At 73.9% G+C, this 17,056-nt stretch carries 14 protein-coding genes, 1 pseudogene and 1 riboswitch; of the genes and pseudogenes, 7 read left to right on the plus strand and 8 right to left on the minus strand.

Going from position 1 to position 17,056, the window contains the following annotated elements; all coding sequences use genetic code 11:
* Positions 1-14 precede the first annotated feature (14 nt).
* Together mmsB and ABIE39_RS05755 are read left to right on the plus strand one after the other, a co-directional pair.
* The gene (gene mmsB / locus ABIE39_RS05750) at positions 15-1,304 is read left to right on the plus strand and encodes a multiple monosaccharide ABC transporter permease (protein WP_051027756.1); all 1,290 of its coding nucleotides are present in this window, start codon (positions 15-17) and stop codon (positions 1,302-1,304) included.
* Between the two features lie 71 nt (positions 1,305-1,375).
* Positions 1,376-2,488 carry a substrate-binding domain-containing protein gene (locus ABIE39_RS05755; protein ID WP_043652781.1) on the plus strand — a complete coding sequence of 371 codons (1,113 nt, stop codon included), beginning with the start codon at positions 1,376-1,378 and terminating at the stop codon, positions 2,486-2,488.
* A 151-nt stretch (positions 2,489-2,639) separates the two neighbouring features.
* Here ABIE39_RS05755 and purU read toward each other — a convergent pair whose 3' ends face one another.
* Positions 2,640-3,560 (minus strand): formyltetrahydrofolate deformylase, encoded by a 921-nt coding sequence (gene purU / locus ABIE39_RS05760; RefSeq protein WP_354050798.1) that lies wholly within the window; start codon positions 3,558-3,560, stop codon positions 2,640-2,642.
* Positions 3,561-3,668: 108 nt separating this feature from the next.
* Between purU and ABIE39_RS05765 the strand changes: the two genes are divergently transcribed.
* The 5 genes from ABIE39_RS05765 to ABIE39_RS05785 all read left to right on the plus strand — a co-directional run bounded on the left by ABIE39_RS05765 (position 3,669) and on the right by ABIE39_RS05785 (position 8,856).
* Positions 3,669-4,187 carry a GNAT family N-acetyltransferase gene (locus ABIE39_RS05765; protein WP_043652776.1) on the plus strand — a complete coding sequence of 173 codons (519 nt, stop codon included), beginning with the start codon at positions 3,669-3,671 and terminating at the stop codon, positions 4,185-4,187.
* Between the two features lie 31 nt (positions 4,188-4,218).
* A riboswitch (ZMP/ZTP riboswitch) is annotated at positions 4,219-4,329 on the plus strand.
* 81 nt (positions 4,330-4,410) lie between these two features.
* On the plus strand, positions 4,411-5,700 hold the full coding sequence (gene glyA, locus ABIE39_RS05770; RefSeq protein ID WP_043652773.1) for a serine hydroxymethyltransferase: 1,290 nt from the start codon (positions 4,411-4,413) through the stop codon (positions 5,698-5,700).
* Positions 5,697-6,578, plus strand: coding sequence for a bifunctional methylenetetrahydrofolate dehydrogenase/methenyltetrahydrofolate cyclohydrolase (locus ABIE39_RS05775; protein WP_209827237.1), 882 nt, complete (start codon positions 5,697-5,699; stop codon positions 6,576-6,578). The genes glyA and ABIE39_RS05775 overlap by 4 nt, the downstream gene beginning before the upstream one ends.
* A gap of 85 nt (positions 6,579-6,663) precedes the next feature.
* Positions 6,664-8,007, plus strand: coding sequence for an MFS transporter (locus tag ABIE39_RS05780; RefSeq protein WP_354050801.1), 1,344 nt, complete (start codon positions 6,664-6,666; stop codon positions 8,005-8,007).
* Positions 8,008-8,052: 45 nt separating this feature from the next.
* Entirely contained in the window at positions 8,053-8,856 is an 804-nt protein-coding gene (locus ABIE39_RS05785; RefSeq protein ID WP_083385320.1) for an exodeoxyribonuclease III, read from the plus strand.
* A 10-nt stretch (positions 8,857-8,866) separates the two neighbouring features.
* Here ABIE39_RS05785 and galK read toward each other — a convergent pair whose 3' ends face one another.
* From galK to ABIE39_RS05820, 7 genes and pseudogenes are all read right to left on the minus strand, one after another.
* Positions 8,867-10,129, minus strand: coding sequence for a galactokinase (gene galK / locus ABIE39_RS05790; RefSeq protein WP_502914836.1), 1,263 nt, complete (start codon positions 10,127-10,129; stop codon positions 8,867-8,869).
* Positions 10,130-10,153: 24 nt separating this feature from the next.
* Positions 10,154-11,356: pseudogene (gene galT / locus ABIE39_RS05795) on the minus strand (galactose-1-phosphate uridylyltransferase); the annotation flags it as partial.
* Between the two features lie 63 nt (positions 11,357-11,419).
* Positions 11,420-12,193 (minus strand): DeoR/GlpR family DNA-binding transcription regulator, encoded by a 774-nt coding sequence (locus tag ABIE39_RS05800; RefSeq protein ID WP_043652765.1) that lies wholly within the window; start codon positions 12,191-12,193, stop codon positions 11,420-11,422.
* Between the two features lie 92 nt (positions 12,194-12,285).
* Positions 12,286-13,497, minus strand: coding sequence for an ABC transporter permease (locus ABIE39_RS05805; protein WP_175007917.1), 1,212 nt, complete (start codon positions 13,495-13,497; stop codon positions 12,286-12,288).
* Positions 13,494-14,387: an ABC transporter ATP-binding protein gene (locus tag ABIE39_RS05810; RefSeq protein WP_081599852.1), complete on the minus strand. Its 894-nt coding sequence runs from the start codon at positions 14,385-14,387 to the stop codon at positions 13,494-13,496. The genes ABIE39_RS05805 and ABIE39_RS05810 overlap by 4 nt, the downstream gene beginning before the upstream one ends.
* A complete protein-coding gene (locus ABIE39_RS05815; RefSeq protein ID WP_175007918.1) occupies positions 14,387-15,415 on the minus strand; it encodes a permuted SH3 domain-containing protein in 1,029 nt (342 codons plus the stop codon). Before ABIE39_RS05815 ends, ABIE39_RS05810 begins: the two co-directional genes overlap by 1 nt.
* A gap of 430 nt (positions 15,416-15,845) precedes the next feature.
* Positions 15,846-16,994 carry a P-loop NTPase gene (locus ABIE39_RS05820; protein WP_175007919.1) on the minus strand — a complete coding sequence of 383 codons (1,149 nt, stop codon included), beginning with the start codon at positions 16,992-16,994 and terminating at the stop codon, positions 15,846-15,848.
* Positions 16,995-17,056 lie beyond the last annotated feature (62 nt).

The raw sequence follows: 17,056 nt of genomic DNA on the forward strand, positions 1-17,056 counted from the left end.
AGGAACCACCGACGATGTCGTCCATCAAGCAGCTGCTGAGCGGCGGAGCGCGCCAGTTCGGCATGCTCTTCGCGCTCCTCGCCCTGATCATCTTCTTCCAGATCGCGACCGGGGGGCGCGTCCTCACCCCGAGCAACGCGCAGAACCTGCTCAACGGCAACTCCTACATCCTCATCCTCGCGATCGGCATGGTGCTCGTGATCATCGCGGGCCACATCGACCTGTCCGTCGGGTCGGTCGCGGCGGTGACCGGCATCATCGTCGCCCTCGCGATCCGGGACTGGGGGATCCCGTGGTGGCTCGGCATCCTCCTGGGGCTGTGCGTCGGCGCGGTCATCGGCGCGTGGCAGGGCTTCTGGGTCGCGTACGTCGGCATCCCGGGCTTCATCACGACCCTCGCCGGGATGATGATCTTCCGCGGCCTCAACCAGTACATCGGCAAGTCCAACACCGTCCCCGTCCCGACCGAGATCCAGTGGATCGGCGGCGGCTACCTGCCCGAGTGGGGACCGGGCACCGGCCTCAACAACTCGACGCTCCTGCTCGGCGTCCTCGCGATCGCGGCGGTCGTGTGGTCGGAGCTCCGCCGCCGGGCCAGCGCCCGCAAGCTCGGCGCCGACCCGGTCCCGACGTCGGTCGCCGTGACGCGCGTCGTCCTCTTCAGCGCCGTCATCGCCTACCTCACGTACCTCTACGGCTCGGGCCGCGTCGGGACCTCGATCCCCGTGCCCGCGGTCATCCTCATCCTGCTCGTCATCGTCTACCAGTTCGTCGCGCAGCGGACCGTCGGCGGCCGCCACGTGTACGCGGTCGGCGGCAACCGGGCCGCCGCGGCGCTGTCCGGCGTCGACATCAAGCGCACGAACTTCTTCGTCATGATGAACATGTCGGTCCTCGCGGCGCTCGCGGGCATGATCTTCATCGGCCGCTCGACCGCGTCCGGCCCCTTCGACGGCAACATGTGGGAGCTCGACGCGATCGCGGCCGTCTTCATCGGCGGCGCCGCCGTCTCGGGCGGTGTCGGCACGGTCGTCGGCTCCGTCATCGGCGGGCTCGTCATGGCCGTGCTCAACAACGGCCTGCAGCTCATGGGCATCGGCTCGGACCGCACCCAGATCATCAAGGGCCTCGTGCTCCTCATCGCGGTCGCGTTCGACGTCTACAACAAGGTGCAGGGCCGCCCGTCGATCATCGGGCTGATCTTCCCCTCGCGACGCGACAAGGGCACCGGTGCCGTCACCGGCGCCGACGACCCGCAGCCCGAGGTCCCGGTCGAGGCCGGCGCCACGGCCGCCAAGGGCTGAGCCCTCCCGAACCTTCCCGCACGACCCCCGGACCGCATCCGACGACGGATGCCCGACAGAAAGTGGTACCCATGAAGAAGCTCACCACGACGCTCCTGGCGCTCACCGCCGCGAGCGCGCTCGTGCTCAGCGGCTGCTCCTCCGAGCGCGGGGGCGACAGCGGTGGCGGCGAGACGTCCGGCGGCGGCGAGTCCGCGGCGGCCGGCTTCGAGGAGGGCGCGACGATCGGTGTCGCGCTCCCGCAGAAGACGTCGGAGAACTGGGTCCTCGCCGAGAGCCTGTTCAACGACGGTCTCGAGGAGGCCGGCTTCAAGCCGATCGTCCAGTTCGCCAACGGCGGCGTCTCCGAGCAGCAGAGCCAGATCGACGCGATGGTCGAGCAGGGCGCGAAGGTGATCATCGTCGGCGCGATCGACGGGTCGCAGCTCGGCACCCAGCTCAAGAACGCCAAGGACAACGGCGCGACCGTCATCGCCTACGACCGTCTCGTCAAGAACACGGACGCCGTGGACGAGTACATCGCGTTCGACAACTTCAAGGTCGGCGAGCTCCAGGGCCAGGCCCTGCTCCAGGGCCTCGAGGAGCGCAAGGGCGAGGCGCCGTACAACGTCGAGCTCATCGCCGGCTCGCCCGACGACGCGAACTCGACGCCGTTCTTCGAGGGCGCCATGAGCGTCCTCCAGCCGAAGATCGACGACGGCACGCTCGTCATCCCGTCGGGCCAGACGTCGTTCGAGCAGGTCGCGACGCAGGGCTGGAAGGCCGAGAACGCCCAGAAGCGCATGGACACGGTGCTCTCGGGCAGCTACTCCGACAAGGAGATCGACGGCGTCCTGTCGCCGAACGACACCCTGGCGCGCGCCGCCCTCACCTCGGCGAAGCAGGCCGGCAAGGAGACCCCGGTCATCACCGGCCAGGACTCCGAGGTCGAGTCCGTGAAGTCGATCGTCGCGGGCGAGCAGTACTCGACGATCTACAAGGACACGCGCAAGCTCGTCGAGGAGTCGATCAACGCGGTCACGGCGCTCCAGGCGGGCGACGAGCCGGAGATCAACGACACCGAGTCGTACGACAACGGCGTGAAGGTCGTCCCGGCCTTCCTGCTCGAGCCCGTCATCGTCACGCAGGAGAACGCCGCCGAGGTCTACGCGGGCGACCCCACCCTGGAGGAGCTCACCAAGTGACCCGTTCGCGCTGAGCGACCGGGAGGCGGCGGCGAACCGGCACGCCGCCGCACGACGGCCCCCGTCACGTCCGAGACGTGGCGGGGGCCGCCGTCGTGCGCGAGAGAGCGGCGGGCGCGCGACGGGGGTGCCGGGCGCGCGCGGCGGCTGCTCAGCGGAAGACGACGGTGCGGTGCCCGTCGAGGAGCACGCGGTGCTCCGCGTGCCAGCGGACGGCGCGCGCGAGCGTCTGGCGCTCGACGTCCTCGCCGATCGCGACGAGGTCCTCGACGCGGCGCGAGTGGTCGACGCGCTCGACGTCCTGCTCGATGATCGGGCCCTCGTCGAGGTCGCCCGTCACGTAGTGGGAGGTCGCGCCGATGAGCTTGACGCCGCGGTCGTGCGCCTGGGCGTACGGGCGCGCGCCCTTGAAGCTCGGCAGGAACGAATGGTGGATGTTGATGATGCGCCCGGGCATCTCGCGGCACAGCTCGTCCGAGAGGATCTGCATGTACCGGGCGAGCACGACGAGCTCGACGTCGAGCTCGTCGACGAGCTCGCGCAGGCGCGCCTCGGCGACGGCCTTCGTGTCCCGCGTGACGGGCACGTGGTGGAAGGGCTTGCCGTAGAACGACGCGATGTCCTCGAGGTCGCGGTGGTTGCCGACGACGCCGACGACCTCGATCGGCATGCCCTGCGAGCGCTCGCGGTACAGGAGGTCGACGAGGCAGTGCGGTGCCTTCGAGACCATGAGCAGGGTGCGCACGCGCCGCCCGACGACGTCGAGCCGCCACGTCATGGCGAACCGCGCCGCGACCTCCTCGACGGCCCGCTCGAGCTCGGCGCGCTGCGCGGCGGCCTCGACCTGGACGCGCATGAAGAACAGCCCGGAGAGCGGGTCGCCGAACTGCTGCGACTCGGTGATGTTGCCCCCGAGCCGCGCGAGGGCCCCGGCCACGGCGTGCACGATCCCCGGCCCGTCCGGGCACGAGAGCGTGAGGACCCAGTGCGTGGGTGCGCCGGTGGGGGGCTGCGCGGTGCGGGTCGCCGGGACGTCGGTGACGTCGGCGCCGCGGGGATCTGTCGTGGACACCCCTCAGAGGGTAGCCGCGCCCGCGCCCGGCAGGGGCCGCGTCCTGCTCGCGGACACGACCGGTGGACGTGCCCGGTCCCGGTGCGCGATGTCTGACACGATGTCCCCATGAACGACGCGCAGATCACGACCCGCCTCGTCACCGACGCCGAGGCCGGTGAGCTCCTGACCCTGCGCCGGGCGGCGTTCGTCACCGAGGCGCAGCTCTACCAGGACCCGAACATCCCGCCGCTGACCCAGACGCTCCACGAGCTGCGCGAGGACCTCGCGCGCGAGGACGTCGTGACGATCGGTGCGTGGCTCGGCCCGCGGCTCGTCGGGTCCGTGCGGGTGGAGATCGAGGACAGCAAGGCGACGCTCGGCCGGCTCGCCGTCGCGCCGGACATGCAGGGCCGCGGCATCGGGACCCAGATGCTCTTCGAGGTGCTGCCGTACCTGCCGGAGCAGACGACGGAGATCTGGGTGTTCACGGGCAAGGACTCGAAGCAGAACCTCGCCATGTACACCAAGCACGGCTACGAGGAGCAGTACGACAAGGCGGCGGGCGACCTCACGTACACCTACCTGCGCCGCATCCTCGGCGAGGCCGAGGCGCGCAACGAGTCGGGCGCCGTCGGGCAGGAGTAGCCCGGCACCGCCCGCGGGCCGTGCGCTAGGATCGACGCGTCGCGACTGGCGCCGCCCGGTGGAACTCCGCCCGGGCAGGGTGGATCACCACCGGGGAGCGGCACGCTGTGCAGACGACGGGTCGTTCGCCTGGGCCCCGGGTCACCCCCTGGTGGGGCGTACCCGGCGAGCCGGGAACGTGACCACCGACGACGAACTGCCAGACACCCGCGGAGGAGACGCCATGAGCGCCCAGCCAGCCGACAACGTCCTCGACACCCCGCTCGCCGAGCTCGACCCCGAGATCGCGGCCGTCCTCGACGGGGAGCTCGCGCGCCAGCGCGACACCCTCGAGATGATCGCGTCCGAGAACTTCGTCCCGCGCGCCGTCCTGCAGGCGCAGGGCTCCGTGCTCACCAACAAGTACGCCGAGGGCTACCCGGGCCGCCGGTACTACGGCGGCTGCGAGCAGGTCGACATCGCGGAGAACCTCGCGATCGCCCGCGCCAAGTCGCTGTTCGGCGCGGAGCACGTCAACGTGCAGCCGCACTCGGGCGCCCAGGCGAACGCCGCCGTCCTGCACGCGCTCATCAACAAGGGCGACCGGATCCTCGGCCTCGAGCTGGCGCACGGCGGCCACCTCACGCACGGCATGAAGATCAACTTCTCGGGCAAGCTCTACGACGTCTCCGCGTACGGCGTGGACCCGCAGTCGTACCGCGTGGAGATGGACGAGGTCCGCAAGCAGGCCCTCGAGACCCGCCCCGACGTCATCATCGCCGGCTGGTCCGCGTACCCGCGCCACCTCGACTTCGCGGCGTTCCGCGAGATCGCGGACGAGGCCGGCGCGAAGCTGTGGGTGGACATGGCGCACTTCGCGGGCCTCGTGGCCGCGGGCCTGCACCCGTCCCCGGTGCCGTACGCGGACGTCGTGTCCTCCACGGTCCACAAGACCATCGGCGGCCCCCGCTCCGGCTTCATCCTCAGCAAGGAGGAGTACGCCAAGAAGATCGACTCCGCCGTGTTCCCGGGCCAGCAGGGCGGCCCGCTCATGCACGTCGTCGCGGCCAAGGCCGTGTCGTTCAAGGTCGCTGCGACGGACGGCTTCCGCGACCGCCAGGAGCGCACGCTGCGCGGCGCGAGCATCATCGCGGACCGGCTGACCCAGGCCGACGTCGCCGCGGCCGGCGTCTCCGTCCTCACGGGCGGCACCGACGTCCACCTCGTCCTCGTCGACCTGCGCCACTCGGCGCTCGACGGCCAGCAGGCCGAGGACCTCCTGCACGAGGTCGGCATCACCGTGAACCGCAACGCCGTGCCGTTCGACCCGCGCCCGCCGCGCGTCACGTCCGGCCTGCGCATCGGCACGCCGGCGCTCGCGACCCGCGGCTTCGGCGACGCCGAGTTCACGGAGGTCGCCGAGATCATCGCGACCGCGCTGCGCGAGGGCGCCGCGACCGACGCCGAGGCGCTGCGCGCCCGCGTGCAGAAGCTCACGGCCGACTTCCCGCTGTACCCGGGCCTCCAGCAGTGACCGCCCGGATCCTCGACGGCAAGGCCACCGCCGCCGCGATCAAGGCGGAGCTCAAGGACCGCCTCGCGGTCCTCGCGGGGAAGGGCGTCGTGCCCGGTCTGGGCACGCTCCTCGTCGGCGACGACCCGGGCTCGCAGTGGTACGTCGCGGGCAAGCACCGCGACTGCGCGGAGGTCGGGCTCGCGTCGATCCGGGAGGACCTCCCGGGCGACGCGACGCAGGAGGAGATCGAGGCCGCCGTCCGGCGCCTCAACGACGATCCGGCCTGCACGGGGTACATCGTGCAGCTCCCGCTCCCGAAGGGCATCGACACCAACCGCGTGCTCGAGCTCATCGACCCGGCCAAGGACGCGGACGGGCTGCACCCGACCAACCTCGGCCGGCTCGTGCTGCGCGTCAACGAGGAGGTCACGTCGCCGCTCCCGTGCACGCCGCGCGGGATCATCGAGCTCGTCGAGCGGCACGGGATCTCCCTCGCGGGCAAGGAGGTCGTGGTCGTGGGGCGCGGCGTCACCGTCGGCCGCTCGATCGGCCTGCTGCTCACGCGGCGCGCGGTCAACGCGACCGTGACGCTCACGCACACCGGCACGACGGACCTCCCCGCGCTCGTGCGCCGCGCCGACGTCGTCGTCGCGGCCGCGGGGGTCCGCGGGATCGTCACGCGCGACATGGTGAAGCCGGGCGCCGTCGTGATCGACGTCGGCGTCTCGCGCGAGGTCGACCCGGAGACCGGCAAGAGCCGCGTCGTCGGGGATGCCGCGCCCGACGTCGCCGAGGTCGCGGGCTGGATCTCGCCGAACCCCGGCGGGGTCGGCCCGATGACGCGCGCGATGCTCCTCGCGAACGTCGTCGACGCGGCGGAGCGCGCCTCCGCCTGAGCTCGACGCAGGGCGCGGTCGCGGGTCACCCGCGGCCGCGCCCTGCGGCGTTCCCGGGACGGCGCGCGAGCGCTAGTCTGCGCGGGTGACGGAGCGCATCGCGACGACGGCGGCGTACGCCGTGCAGGGCTTCGGGTTCGCGGTGGTGCTCACGAGCATCCCCGGCTACAAGGACCGGCTCGGCATGGGCGACGACGTCGTGACGCTCGTCGTGCTGGGCGTGTGCGTCCTCGCCGGTCTGGGCAGCGCGCTGTCCGGCGTCGTGGCGGCGCTGCACGGCGCACGGACCGTGGTGGTCGGTGGCCTGCTGCTCGCCGCAGCGGCGGTGGCGGGGATCGGCCTCGCGCCGTCGTGGCCGGTCTTCTTCGGGGCGATCGGCCTCTACGGGCTCGCGCTCGGCGCCGTCGACGCCGCGATGAACATGCTCGGGATCGACGTCGAGCGCGCGCACGGCCGCAGCCTGCTCGCGTCGTTCTACGCCGCGAACGCGGCCGGGGGAGTGCTCGGCGCGCTCGCGGTCTCGGGCGGCGCGCTGGCCGGTCTCGGCCAGCCGGTCGCGCTCCCGCTGGCGGCGCTGCTCGTCGCCGCGGGCGCGGTCTGGCTCGCGCTGCAGCTGCCCGACGGCGGCCGTGCCGTCCCGGGTGCCGTCGTCCCGGACGCCGCGGTCCGGGACGCTGTGGTCCGGGATGCCGTCGCGAGCGACGCCGTGGTCCGGGACGCCGTCGTCCGGGACGGCCCGGCCGGCACGGGCGCCGTGGCCACGCCCGGGACGGTGACGTGGGTCGCGGCGGGCACGATCGCGCTGCTCGGCGCGGGGATGCTCGCGTTCCCCGTCGCGGACTCCGCCGTGTCGAGCTGGAGCGCGACGTTCCTGCGCGACGTCCTCGCGGCGAGCGCGGCCGCCGCCCCGCTGGGTTACGCGGCGTACCAGGCGGCGCTCATCGTGTCGCGGCTCGTCGGGGACGGCCTGGTCGAGCGCCTCGGCCGGGTCCGGGTCGTGCGGCTGGGCGGCACGCTCGGCGCCCTCGGGTTCGTCGCGGTGGCGGCCGCCCCGGCCTGGCCCGTCGCCGTGCTCGGCCTCGCGGTGACCGGCCTCGGGCTCGGCGTCGTCGCACCGCTCGCGTTCTCGGCGGTCGGGGACCGGGCGCGGGAGGCCGTCGCGGCGGGCCGCACCGGGGCGACGGGGGAGGCGGCCTCCGGGGTCGTGGCGACGGTCACCGACCGCGCGGTCGCGCGGCTCAACGTCTTCACCTATGCGGGCGCCGTGCTCGGCGGCGTGCTCACCGGCGTCTTCGCGACCGCGCACCACCTCCGGGTCGGGTTCGTCGTGCTGGCCGTGCTCGCAGCCGTCTCGGCGGTCCTCGCGAGCGCGTTCCGACCCGCCCGCGCCGTCGTGGCGCCCGTGAGCGAGGCCACTCCGCCCGCGTGACACCGGAGCGCCTCGCTGTCGGTGGCGTGTGATGGGATGGCCCGCGTGCTGACCCTTGCCACCGCCAACGTCAACGGAATCCGCGCCGCCTACCGCCGGGGGATGGACGCCTGGATCGCGTCCCGGACGCCCGACGTCCTGCTGCTCCAGGAGGTGCGTGCCCCCGACTCGGTCGTCAACGACCTGCTGGAGGGCTGGCACGTCGCCCACCAGGCGTGCGACATCAAGGGCCGCGCCGGGGTCGCGGTCGCATCACGCCTGCCCGTGTCCGCGGTCCGCGTCGGCCTCGGGGCCGGCGAGCCCGAGCCGCCCGTCGACACCGGACGCTGGGTCGAGGCCGACCTGGAGCTGCCCGACGGCGGTCGTCTCACCGTGGTCTCGGCGTACATCCACTCGGGCACCGTGAGCCAGCCGGAGACGATGGTCGCGAAGTACGCCTACCTGGAGAAGGTGACGGCGCGGCTGCGTGAGCTCGCGGCCACGGGCGAGAAGGTCGTCCTGGCGGGCGACCTCAACATCGCGCACCGCAACGTCGACATCAAGAACTGGAAGGGCAACCTCAAGAGCGCGGGGTTCCTCCCGGAGGAGCGCGCGTACGTCGACGTGTGGCTGGACCAGGTCGGGCTCGTCGACCTGGGTCGCGTCCACGGCGGCGAGGGCCCGGGCCCGTTCACGTGGTGGTCGTGGCGCGGGCGCGCGTTCGACAACGACTCGGGCTGGCGCATCGACTACCAGCTCGCGACACCGTCGCTCGCCGAGCGCGCGGTCAAGGTCGAGGTCGACCGCGCGCCGTCGCACGAGGAGCGCTGGAGCGACCACGCGCCCCTCGTCGTCACCTACGACGTCTGAGCCGACCCGGTCAGGCGACCCGCTCGGCGGGCGCGGACGGCGTCGCGAGCAGGAAGCCGGGGGCGCCGAGCCCTTCGCGCTCGAACGCGGCGCGCACGGCGTCTGCGACGGTCTCGACCTGGTCCGCGCGCACGAGCGCGATGGCGGAGCCGCCGAACCCGCCGCCGGTCATCCGCGCACCGAGCGCGCCTGCGACGCGCGCCGCGTCGACCGCGACGTCGAGCTCGACGCTCGACACCTCGTAGTCGTCGCGCAACGACGCGTGCGACGCGTTCAGCAGCGGGCCGACGGCGTCCGGCCGCCCCTCGCGCAGCAGCGCCACGAGCTCGCGCACCCGGCCGATCTCGGTGACGACGTGGCGCACCCGGCGGCGCGCGACGTCGTCGGGCAGCGCGTCGAGCGCCCGGGCGAGCGCGGCCACCGGGTCGTCGCTCGCGTCCACCGCGTCGGCGAGCTCGCGCAGCGAGGCGATCCCGAGCGTGCGGGCGGCGTCCTCGCACGTCGCGCGGCGCTGCGCGTACTGGCCGTCGACGAGCCGGTGCTCCGCCCGGGTGTCCACGACGAGCAGGGCGAGTCCCGCGGCGTCGAGGTCGAACGGCACCTGCGTGGCGGACTCGACCGGGTCGAGCCCGGGGCGGCAGTCGAGGAGGAGCGCGTGACCGGCCTGCGCGCGCAGCGCCGCCGACTGGTCCATGCCGCCCGTGGGCGCGCCCGCGATCTCGTTCTCGGCACGGACGCTCGCCGTGGCGAGGACGGCGCGGCCCGCGTCGGTCGCCGCGAGGCCGAGCCCGGCGACGTCGTCGAGCGCGACGGCGACCGCGCACTCGAGGGCCGCGGACGACGAGAGCCCGGCGCCGAACGGGACGCTCGAGTCGACGGCCGCGTCGAACCCGGGGACGGCGGCGGGGTCCGCGCCCTGGGCGACGAGGTGCTCGCGCAGAGCCCAGGCCACGCCCGCGACGTACGAGCCCCAGCCGGCGACCTCGCCCGGGCCGACGTCCTCGAGGCGGGCCGTCCACGTCTCGCCGGGCGCCTGCGCGGACGCGAGGCGGACGAGCGAGTCGGTGCGCGGCCGCAGCGCGACGTAGGTGCGGTGGGGCAGCGCGACCGGCAGGCACAGGCCCGCGTTGTAGTCGGTGTGCTCCCCGATGAGGTTGACGCGCCCGGGCGCGGCCCACACGCGGACCTCCTCGCCGGTCTCGTCCGCGCCGAACGCCTCCGCGAGCACGGCACGGGCGCGCGCGGCGCCGTCGTCGTCCGACAGCGCGGGCACCCAGCCCCGGGCGGTGCTCGCCGGGGCGAGCTCCTGGAGCCGTGCGGCGATGCGCTCGGGCGTGGTGTCGCTGATCCACGCGCCCATGCCCGACTCCGAGCCCGCGAGATACTTGAGCTTGCCGGGCGCGCGCAGCACGGAGAACACCTGGAGGTGCAGCCGCGCGAGCGTGACGTCGTCGGTGCCGCCGTCGGCGACCGAGCGGCCCTCGCGGGCCGGGGCCTGGTGCCACGCGGCGATGTACGGCAGGGGGATGGGGTCGCCGTCGGCCGTCTCGAAGAACCGGTCCAGGCGGCGCAGCAGCTCGAGGTACGCGCTGGCGAGGTCGTCGCGCTCGGCGTCCGTGAGCGCAGGCAGGTCGGGCACGTCGCGCCGCGGCGCGAGGTGGACCTCGACGGGCCACCGCGCCGCGTAGGGCACGTACGCGACCCAGTGCTCGGTCTCGAGGACGACGCGGCGGCCGTCCGCGAGCTCGGACTCGAGCACGTCGCGCAGCAGGCTGCGGCCGGTGCGGCGGTGGTGCTCGCGGGCCTGGTCGAGCAGCGCGCGCGTGCGCGGCGTCACGTACGGGTAGCCGTAGATCTGGCCGTGCGGGTGGTGCAGGGTGACGCCGATCTCCGGGCCGCGGTTCTCGAAGCAGAAGACCTGCTCCACCCCCGGCTCGGCGCCCAGCGCGGCGGTGCGGTCCGCCCACGCGTCGATGATCGTGCGGACCCGCTGCGGCGGGAGCGCGCCGAACGACGCGCGGTGGTCGCTCGAGAAGCACACGACCTCGCACCGACCCGCCGCCGGTGCGTGCTGCTGGAGCGGCGCGTCCGTGACCACCGCGTCCGGGACGCCGGGCACGCGCTGGAGCGACGGGAAGCGGTTCTCGAAGACCACGACGTCGTAGTCCGTGTCGGGGACCTCGCCGTCCGAGTACGCGCTGCCGGGCCGCGCGGGGCAGAGCGGGCACGAGTCCGCGGCAGGCAGGAAGGTCCGGTTCATGCGGTGCGCGGCGAGCGGGACCCAGTCGCCGGTGAGCGGATCCCGGCGCATCTCCGGGCCGACGTACGGGTGCGGGGTCCCGTCCGGGCCCGGCACCGGGGCGAAGCGGTCCGGCAACGGTCGCGGGTCGTCGAGCCGTCGCGTGCGCTCGCCCGAGACGTACGCGGGGGAGTCGTCGAAGTAGACGAGCTCGCGGCCGTCGGCGAGCCGGGTCGAGGTGCGGCGCAGGTGCGGGTTCATGCGTGGGATGTTCCGATCGCGGTGCGGTGGGGGAGTGCGGGGAGCCGGGGCTGCGGTCGCCGGTCAGGCGACGACGAGCTGCTCGACCAGGTCCTGGACGCGCGCGCGCTCGTCCTCGGCGAGCCCGGCGTCGGTGACGAGGACGTCCACGTCGGCGAACGTCGCGAAGACGCGCAGGCCCGTGGTGTGCCACTTCGTGTGGTCGGCGAGGACGACGGTGCGCCCGGCGGACTCGATGAGCGCGCGGTTCGTCGCGGCCTCGTCGAGGTTCGGCGTCGTGAGCCCGATCTCCGGGTCGACGCCGTGCGCGCCGACGAACGCGAGGTCGACGCGCAGCCCGGACAGCGCGGCCTCGGCGAGCGGGCCGACGAGCGCGTCGGACGGCGTACGGCTGCCGCCGGTGAGGATCGTCTCCAGGCGCGGGTCGTTGGCCCGGTGCAGGACCTCGGCGACCGGGAGGGAGTTCGTCACGACCGTCAGCGGCCGCAGCGCGGGGTCCGCGGCGATGCGGGCGGCGAGCAGGTGCGTCGTCGTGCCGGCGCTCAGCGCGACGGAGGCGTTCGGCGTGATGAGGCGCGCCGCCGCGGTGGCGATCGCCTCCTTCTCCACGGCCTCCCGCGAGCTCTTCGCGGCGAAGCCGGGCTCGTGCGCGGTCGTGTGCGGGGCGACGGCACCCCCGTGGACCTTCCGGACGAGGCCCTGGTCGGCGAGCTCCACGAGGTCGCGCCGGATCGTCATGTCCGAGACGCCGAGCTCCCGCGTCAGGTCGCCGATCCGGACCGCGCCGTGGTCGCGGATCTCCGCGAGGATGCGCTCCTGGCGCTGTGAGGCGAGCATGCCGACAGTATTGTCCACATCGCCGAGAAATCCAACATGACCGAACAGGAACCAACATCGCTCGGCCCGGCGACGAGGCCGGGCCGAGCGGGTCAGTACCGGATCGCGTCGATCACCTTGACGCGCACCGCGACGAGCGCGGGAAGGAGCCCCGCCAGCGCCCCGATCCCGATGGCCGCGAGCATCCCGGTCACCGCGGCGGAGAACGGGAAGCCGGGCGCGTCCTGGACGGCCGAACCCATGAGCACGTCGAGCGGGACGTTGTGCAGCACGACGATCGCGACCGTCACGCCCAGCACGCCCGCGACGGTCGTCGCGACGACGCTCTCCATCATCACGGAGAAGAAGACGCGCCCGGAGCTCGCGCCGAAGCTGCGGCGGATCCCGATCTCGCGGATCCGGTACCGCACCGTGACGAGCGCGATGTTCACGAGGCCGAGCCCGCCGAGCAGCAGCGCGATCGCGCTCACGCCGAGCACGACCCACCGGATCGCGCCGTCGACGACCGACGCCGACGGCGAGTCGGACCGGTAGACGTCGGCCTGGACGCCCTGGAGCGCGCCCGCCACGTCGCGGCGCACCGTCTCGACGAGCGCGTCCGACAGGTCGTCGGGCACCCACAGCTCGAGCCGGGGCGGCCCCATCATCTCCATCGACTCGGGGGTGACCCACGTCGACTGGGCGTCGACCAGCGCGTACGCGACCGGGTCCATGTCGGGCCAGTCGTCGGGGAAGGCCCCGACGACGGTCGCGACGACCGGGTTGTCCCCGCCGATCGTCACCGTCGGGTGCTCGGCCACGGTCGTCCCGCCGAGCGCGTCGAGGAACGCCTGGTTGACGACGAGCGCGGGCGCGAGGCGGTCCGCGTCCGCCTCGGTGAACCAGCGACCCGACGTCACCTGGAAGCGGTGCATCGTGGCCCAGTCGGGCTCCACCCCGGTCGTGGTGATCTCGCGCGTGCCGTCGGGGAACCGCACCGGTGCGGGCGCGTCGCGCAGCATCGAGGAGTAGCCGATGCCATAGCGGTCGACGATCTCGTCGAACACCTGCTCGTACTCCTCCGACGTGGGCATGACGCTCCCGCCCTCGCCCGTGGGCCATGCCGAGACCTGGAGCGTCGCGGCGCGACCGCCCCAGCGTTCGTTCTGCTCGGCGGAGACCTGGCGCAGCATCTCCCCGGCCGCCGAGATCGTGGTGATCGCGCAGACCGCGACGGCGACGCCGACGAGCGCGAGCAGCACCCGGACCTTGTGGACGCGCAGCTCGTCCCAGGCCTCGAGGAGGGCGCCGACGACGCCGGTCATGCCGTGGCCCCCGCGTCGCGTGCGGTGTCCGGGGTCCCGGCCGCGGTGGCGGCGGACGCGCGAGCGGAGAGTGCGTGAGCGACCCCGACGAGCGGCCGGGCCACGTGCTCGGCCTGGTGGTCGTGGCTCGTCCCGGGGTCGGTCCCGGGATCGTGGTCGGTGCCTGGGGCGCCGAGCGCCCCGAGGGAACCGGCGCTGCGCGCGCTGATGGAGATCGGGGTGAGCACGCCGTCGGCGAGGCGGAACTGGCGGGCGGCGCGCGACGCGACGGCGAGGTCGTGCGTGATCGCGATGAGCGCGGACCCGTTCTCGCCGGCGATGGTGTCGAGCAGGTCCATGACCTCGCTGCCCGTGTCGACGTCGAGCGCCCCCGTGGGCTCGTCCGCGAGGATGACGCGCGGGACGCGCACCAGGGCGCGGGCGATCGCGACGCGCTGCTGCTCGCCGCCCGAGAGCTTCTCCGGGGTCGTGTCGAGCCGGTCGCCGAGGCCGACCCGCTCGAGCATCTGGGCGGCCAGCGTGCGCCGCTGCCAGAACTGCCGTCCGCGCGCGTACAGCAGCGGGGCGACGACGTTCTCGAGCGCGGTACGGCCCTGCAGCAGGTTGAACTGCTGGAAGACGAACCCGAAGTCCGTGCCGCGGCGTCGCGCCCGGGCGCGGCCGGAGAGCCGGCCGATCGGGACGCCGTCGAGCAGGTAGTCCCCGCTCGTCGGGCTGTCGAGCAGGCCGAGGATGTTGAGCAGGGTCGACTTGCCCGTCCCCGAGCGGCCCACGATCGAGACGTGCTCGCCCGCGCCGACCGTGAGGTCGATGCCGCGCAGGATCTCGAGCTCGCGGTCGTCGGGGAGCAGCACCGAGCGGGTGACCCCGCTGAGCTCCAGGAGGCTCATCAGTACGAGGCCTCGCTGTCGTCCGTGACCATCATGTCGTCCATGACCGGCATGACGTCCTGGCCCGGCACGAACTCGAGGACCTCGTCGCCCTCGGCGAGGCCCTCGGTCACCTGGACGACGGACCCGTCGGTGAGGCCGAGCGTCACGGCGCGCTCCTCGGGCTCGCCCTCCGCGCCGACGACCCACACCTTGCCCTGCTCGACGCGGCCGAGGACCGCCGTCACGGGGACCACGAGGGCGCCCTCGACGGAGCCCGCGGTGATCTCCAGCTCGGCGGCGAGCCCGGCGAAGACGGTGACGTCGCCCGGGACGGCGCACGTCACGCTCGCGGAGGACGCGCCGGCGGCCGGGTCGGGTGCGCCCTCCTCGGGCGTGCCCGCGGGGGCGGCGGCGGCGCCCATGCGAAGGTTCGTGCACACGAACGGCGCGGGGCCGCCGGTGACCGTGACGGTCGCCTCGCCGGGGATCTGGAGGAGCCGGAACTGCTGCTCGGCGACCATGCTGCCCGTGACCGAGAGCGTGCCGGGCGAGACGGTCGCGAAGTCCTCGCCGACGGCGACCTCCTGGTCCTTGAGCGCCGTGAACGTGGCGACCGTCCCGCCGATGGTGGCCGTGACGGTCTCTCGCGTGACCTTCGGTCGACGCTCGGTGACCGTGACCTCGCCCGTCTCGGGGTCGGTCTCGGTCAAGGGCTCGCGAGGCTCCTCGAGGGTGACCTCGAGGAGGGGCGCGCCCGCCTCGACGACGTCGCCGGGCTTGGCGTGGACCGCGGTCACGACGCCGCGCTGCGTGACCTTCTGGGGTGCCGCCGGGTCGGCGACGACCTGGCCGGTCAGCACCACGGTGTTCGTGACGTCCCCGGTGGTCACCGCGACGCGCGGCTCGACGATCTGCGCCGTGGGGAACGCCGGGTCGACCGGTGGCTCGGGCGCAGAGCGGAAGGCGATCACGGCGAGCAGGGCGGCGATCGCCGCCCAGATCACGATGCGGAGGGCGGGGAAGATGATCCGGCGGGTGATACCCACGTGCGGGCTCCTGGGACGACGGTGGCGGGACGACGGTGGCGGGACGACGGTGGCGGGACGAGCGGACGCTCTGGTGGGGCCGACGGCGGCCCGGCCCGAGGCTAGGGCGGGGACACGGACGGCGTCGTCATCCCTGGGGAGGAGTTCTGTCGCGGCTTCGTCACCGGTGGGTCACCGGCCGGTCACGTCGACGTGACCGCGCGGGGCGGGCGGGCGAGGCGGGCAGGGCAGGGACGCCCTGACGGGCAGTGGAGGTGGCGTCGCAGGTCAACAGGCTCGAGAGCGAGGAGCGGGCACGGCGGAGCGGCGGCGGTGCCACGGCACGATCCCCCTCACCGGCCCCCACGGCCGTCCCCCCGGTCGAGATGCGGGCGAGACTATACCGTGGCACGCAGAAAAGACAGGGCCGACGTCCGGGGCGGGGGTCGGGTCAGACGACCGTGACGCCGAGCGACCGCCCCGCGAGCCCGCGCGGACGGCGCGCGAGGCCGGTCGCGACGTCGCGCAGCGCGGCCGCGGCGGGAGAACCCGGGTCGGAGAGCACGACCGGGGTGCCGCCGTCGCCCGCCTCGCGCAGCGACACGTCGAGCGGGACCTGGCCGAGGAGGGGGACCGTGGTCCCCGTCGCGCGCGACAGGTTCGCCGCGACGCGCTCGCCGCCGCCTGCCCCGAACACCTCGAGGCGCGACCCGTCGGGCTGCTCGAGCCACGACATGTTCTCGACCACGCCGACGACGCCCTGCTGGGTCTGCGTCGCGACCGACCCGGCCCGCTCCGCGACCTCCGCGGCGGCGACCTGCGGCGTCGTGACGACGACGATCTCGCTGCCGGGCAGGAGCTGCGCGACCGAGATGGCGATGTCGCCCGTGCCGGGCGGCAGGTCGAGGAGCAGCACGTCGAGGTCGCCCCAGAACACGTCCGCGAGGAACTGCTGGAGGGCGCGGTGCAGCATCGGTCCCCGCCACACGACGGGCTGGCCCGGGGGCACGAACATGCCGATCGAGACGACCTTCACCCCGTGCGCGATCGGCGGCAGGAGCATGTTGTCGACGCGCGTGGGCTGCCGGTCGACGCCGAGCATGCGCGGGATCGAGAACCCGTAGATGTCCGCGTCGACGACGCCGACCTCGAGGCCCTGCGCGGCGAGCGCGACCGCGAGGTTCGCCGTGACCGACGACTTGCCCACACCGCCCTTGCCCGACGCGATCGCGTACACCTTCGTCAGCGACCCCGGCTTGGCGAAGGGGATCTCGGGCTCGCCCACGCCGCCGCGCAGCATCGTGCGCAGCTCGGCCCGCTGCTCCGCGCTCATCACGCCGAGGTCGACCCGGACGTCCGCCACGCCGTCGACCGCGCGCACCGCGGCGTCGACGTCGCGCGCGAGCGTGTCGCGCATCGGGCACGTGGCGACCGTGAGGTCGACGCCGACCGTCACGACGGCGCCCGGCGCACCGGGCTCGACCTCGACCGAGCGGATCATGCCGAGGTCCGTGACGGGGCGGCGGATCTCCGGGTCCAGGACCGTGGTGAGGGCCTGCCGGACGGCGTGCTCGAGCAGGTCTGCGGCGGGGTCGGGCATGCCCCCATCGTAGGCGGGGCCGACACCCGGTCGGCCGGGCCGTAGGTCCCGGGCCGGACGTG

Origin of the sequence: Cellulosimicrobium sp. 4261 (assembly GCF_040546915.1) — a bacterium.
Taxonomy (GTDB): Bacteria; Actinomycetota; Actinomycetes; order Actinomycetales; family Cellulomonadaceae; genus Cellulosimicrobium; species Cellulosimicrobium cinnabarinum.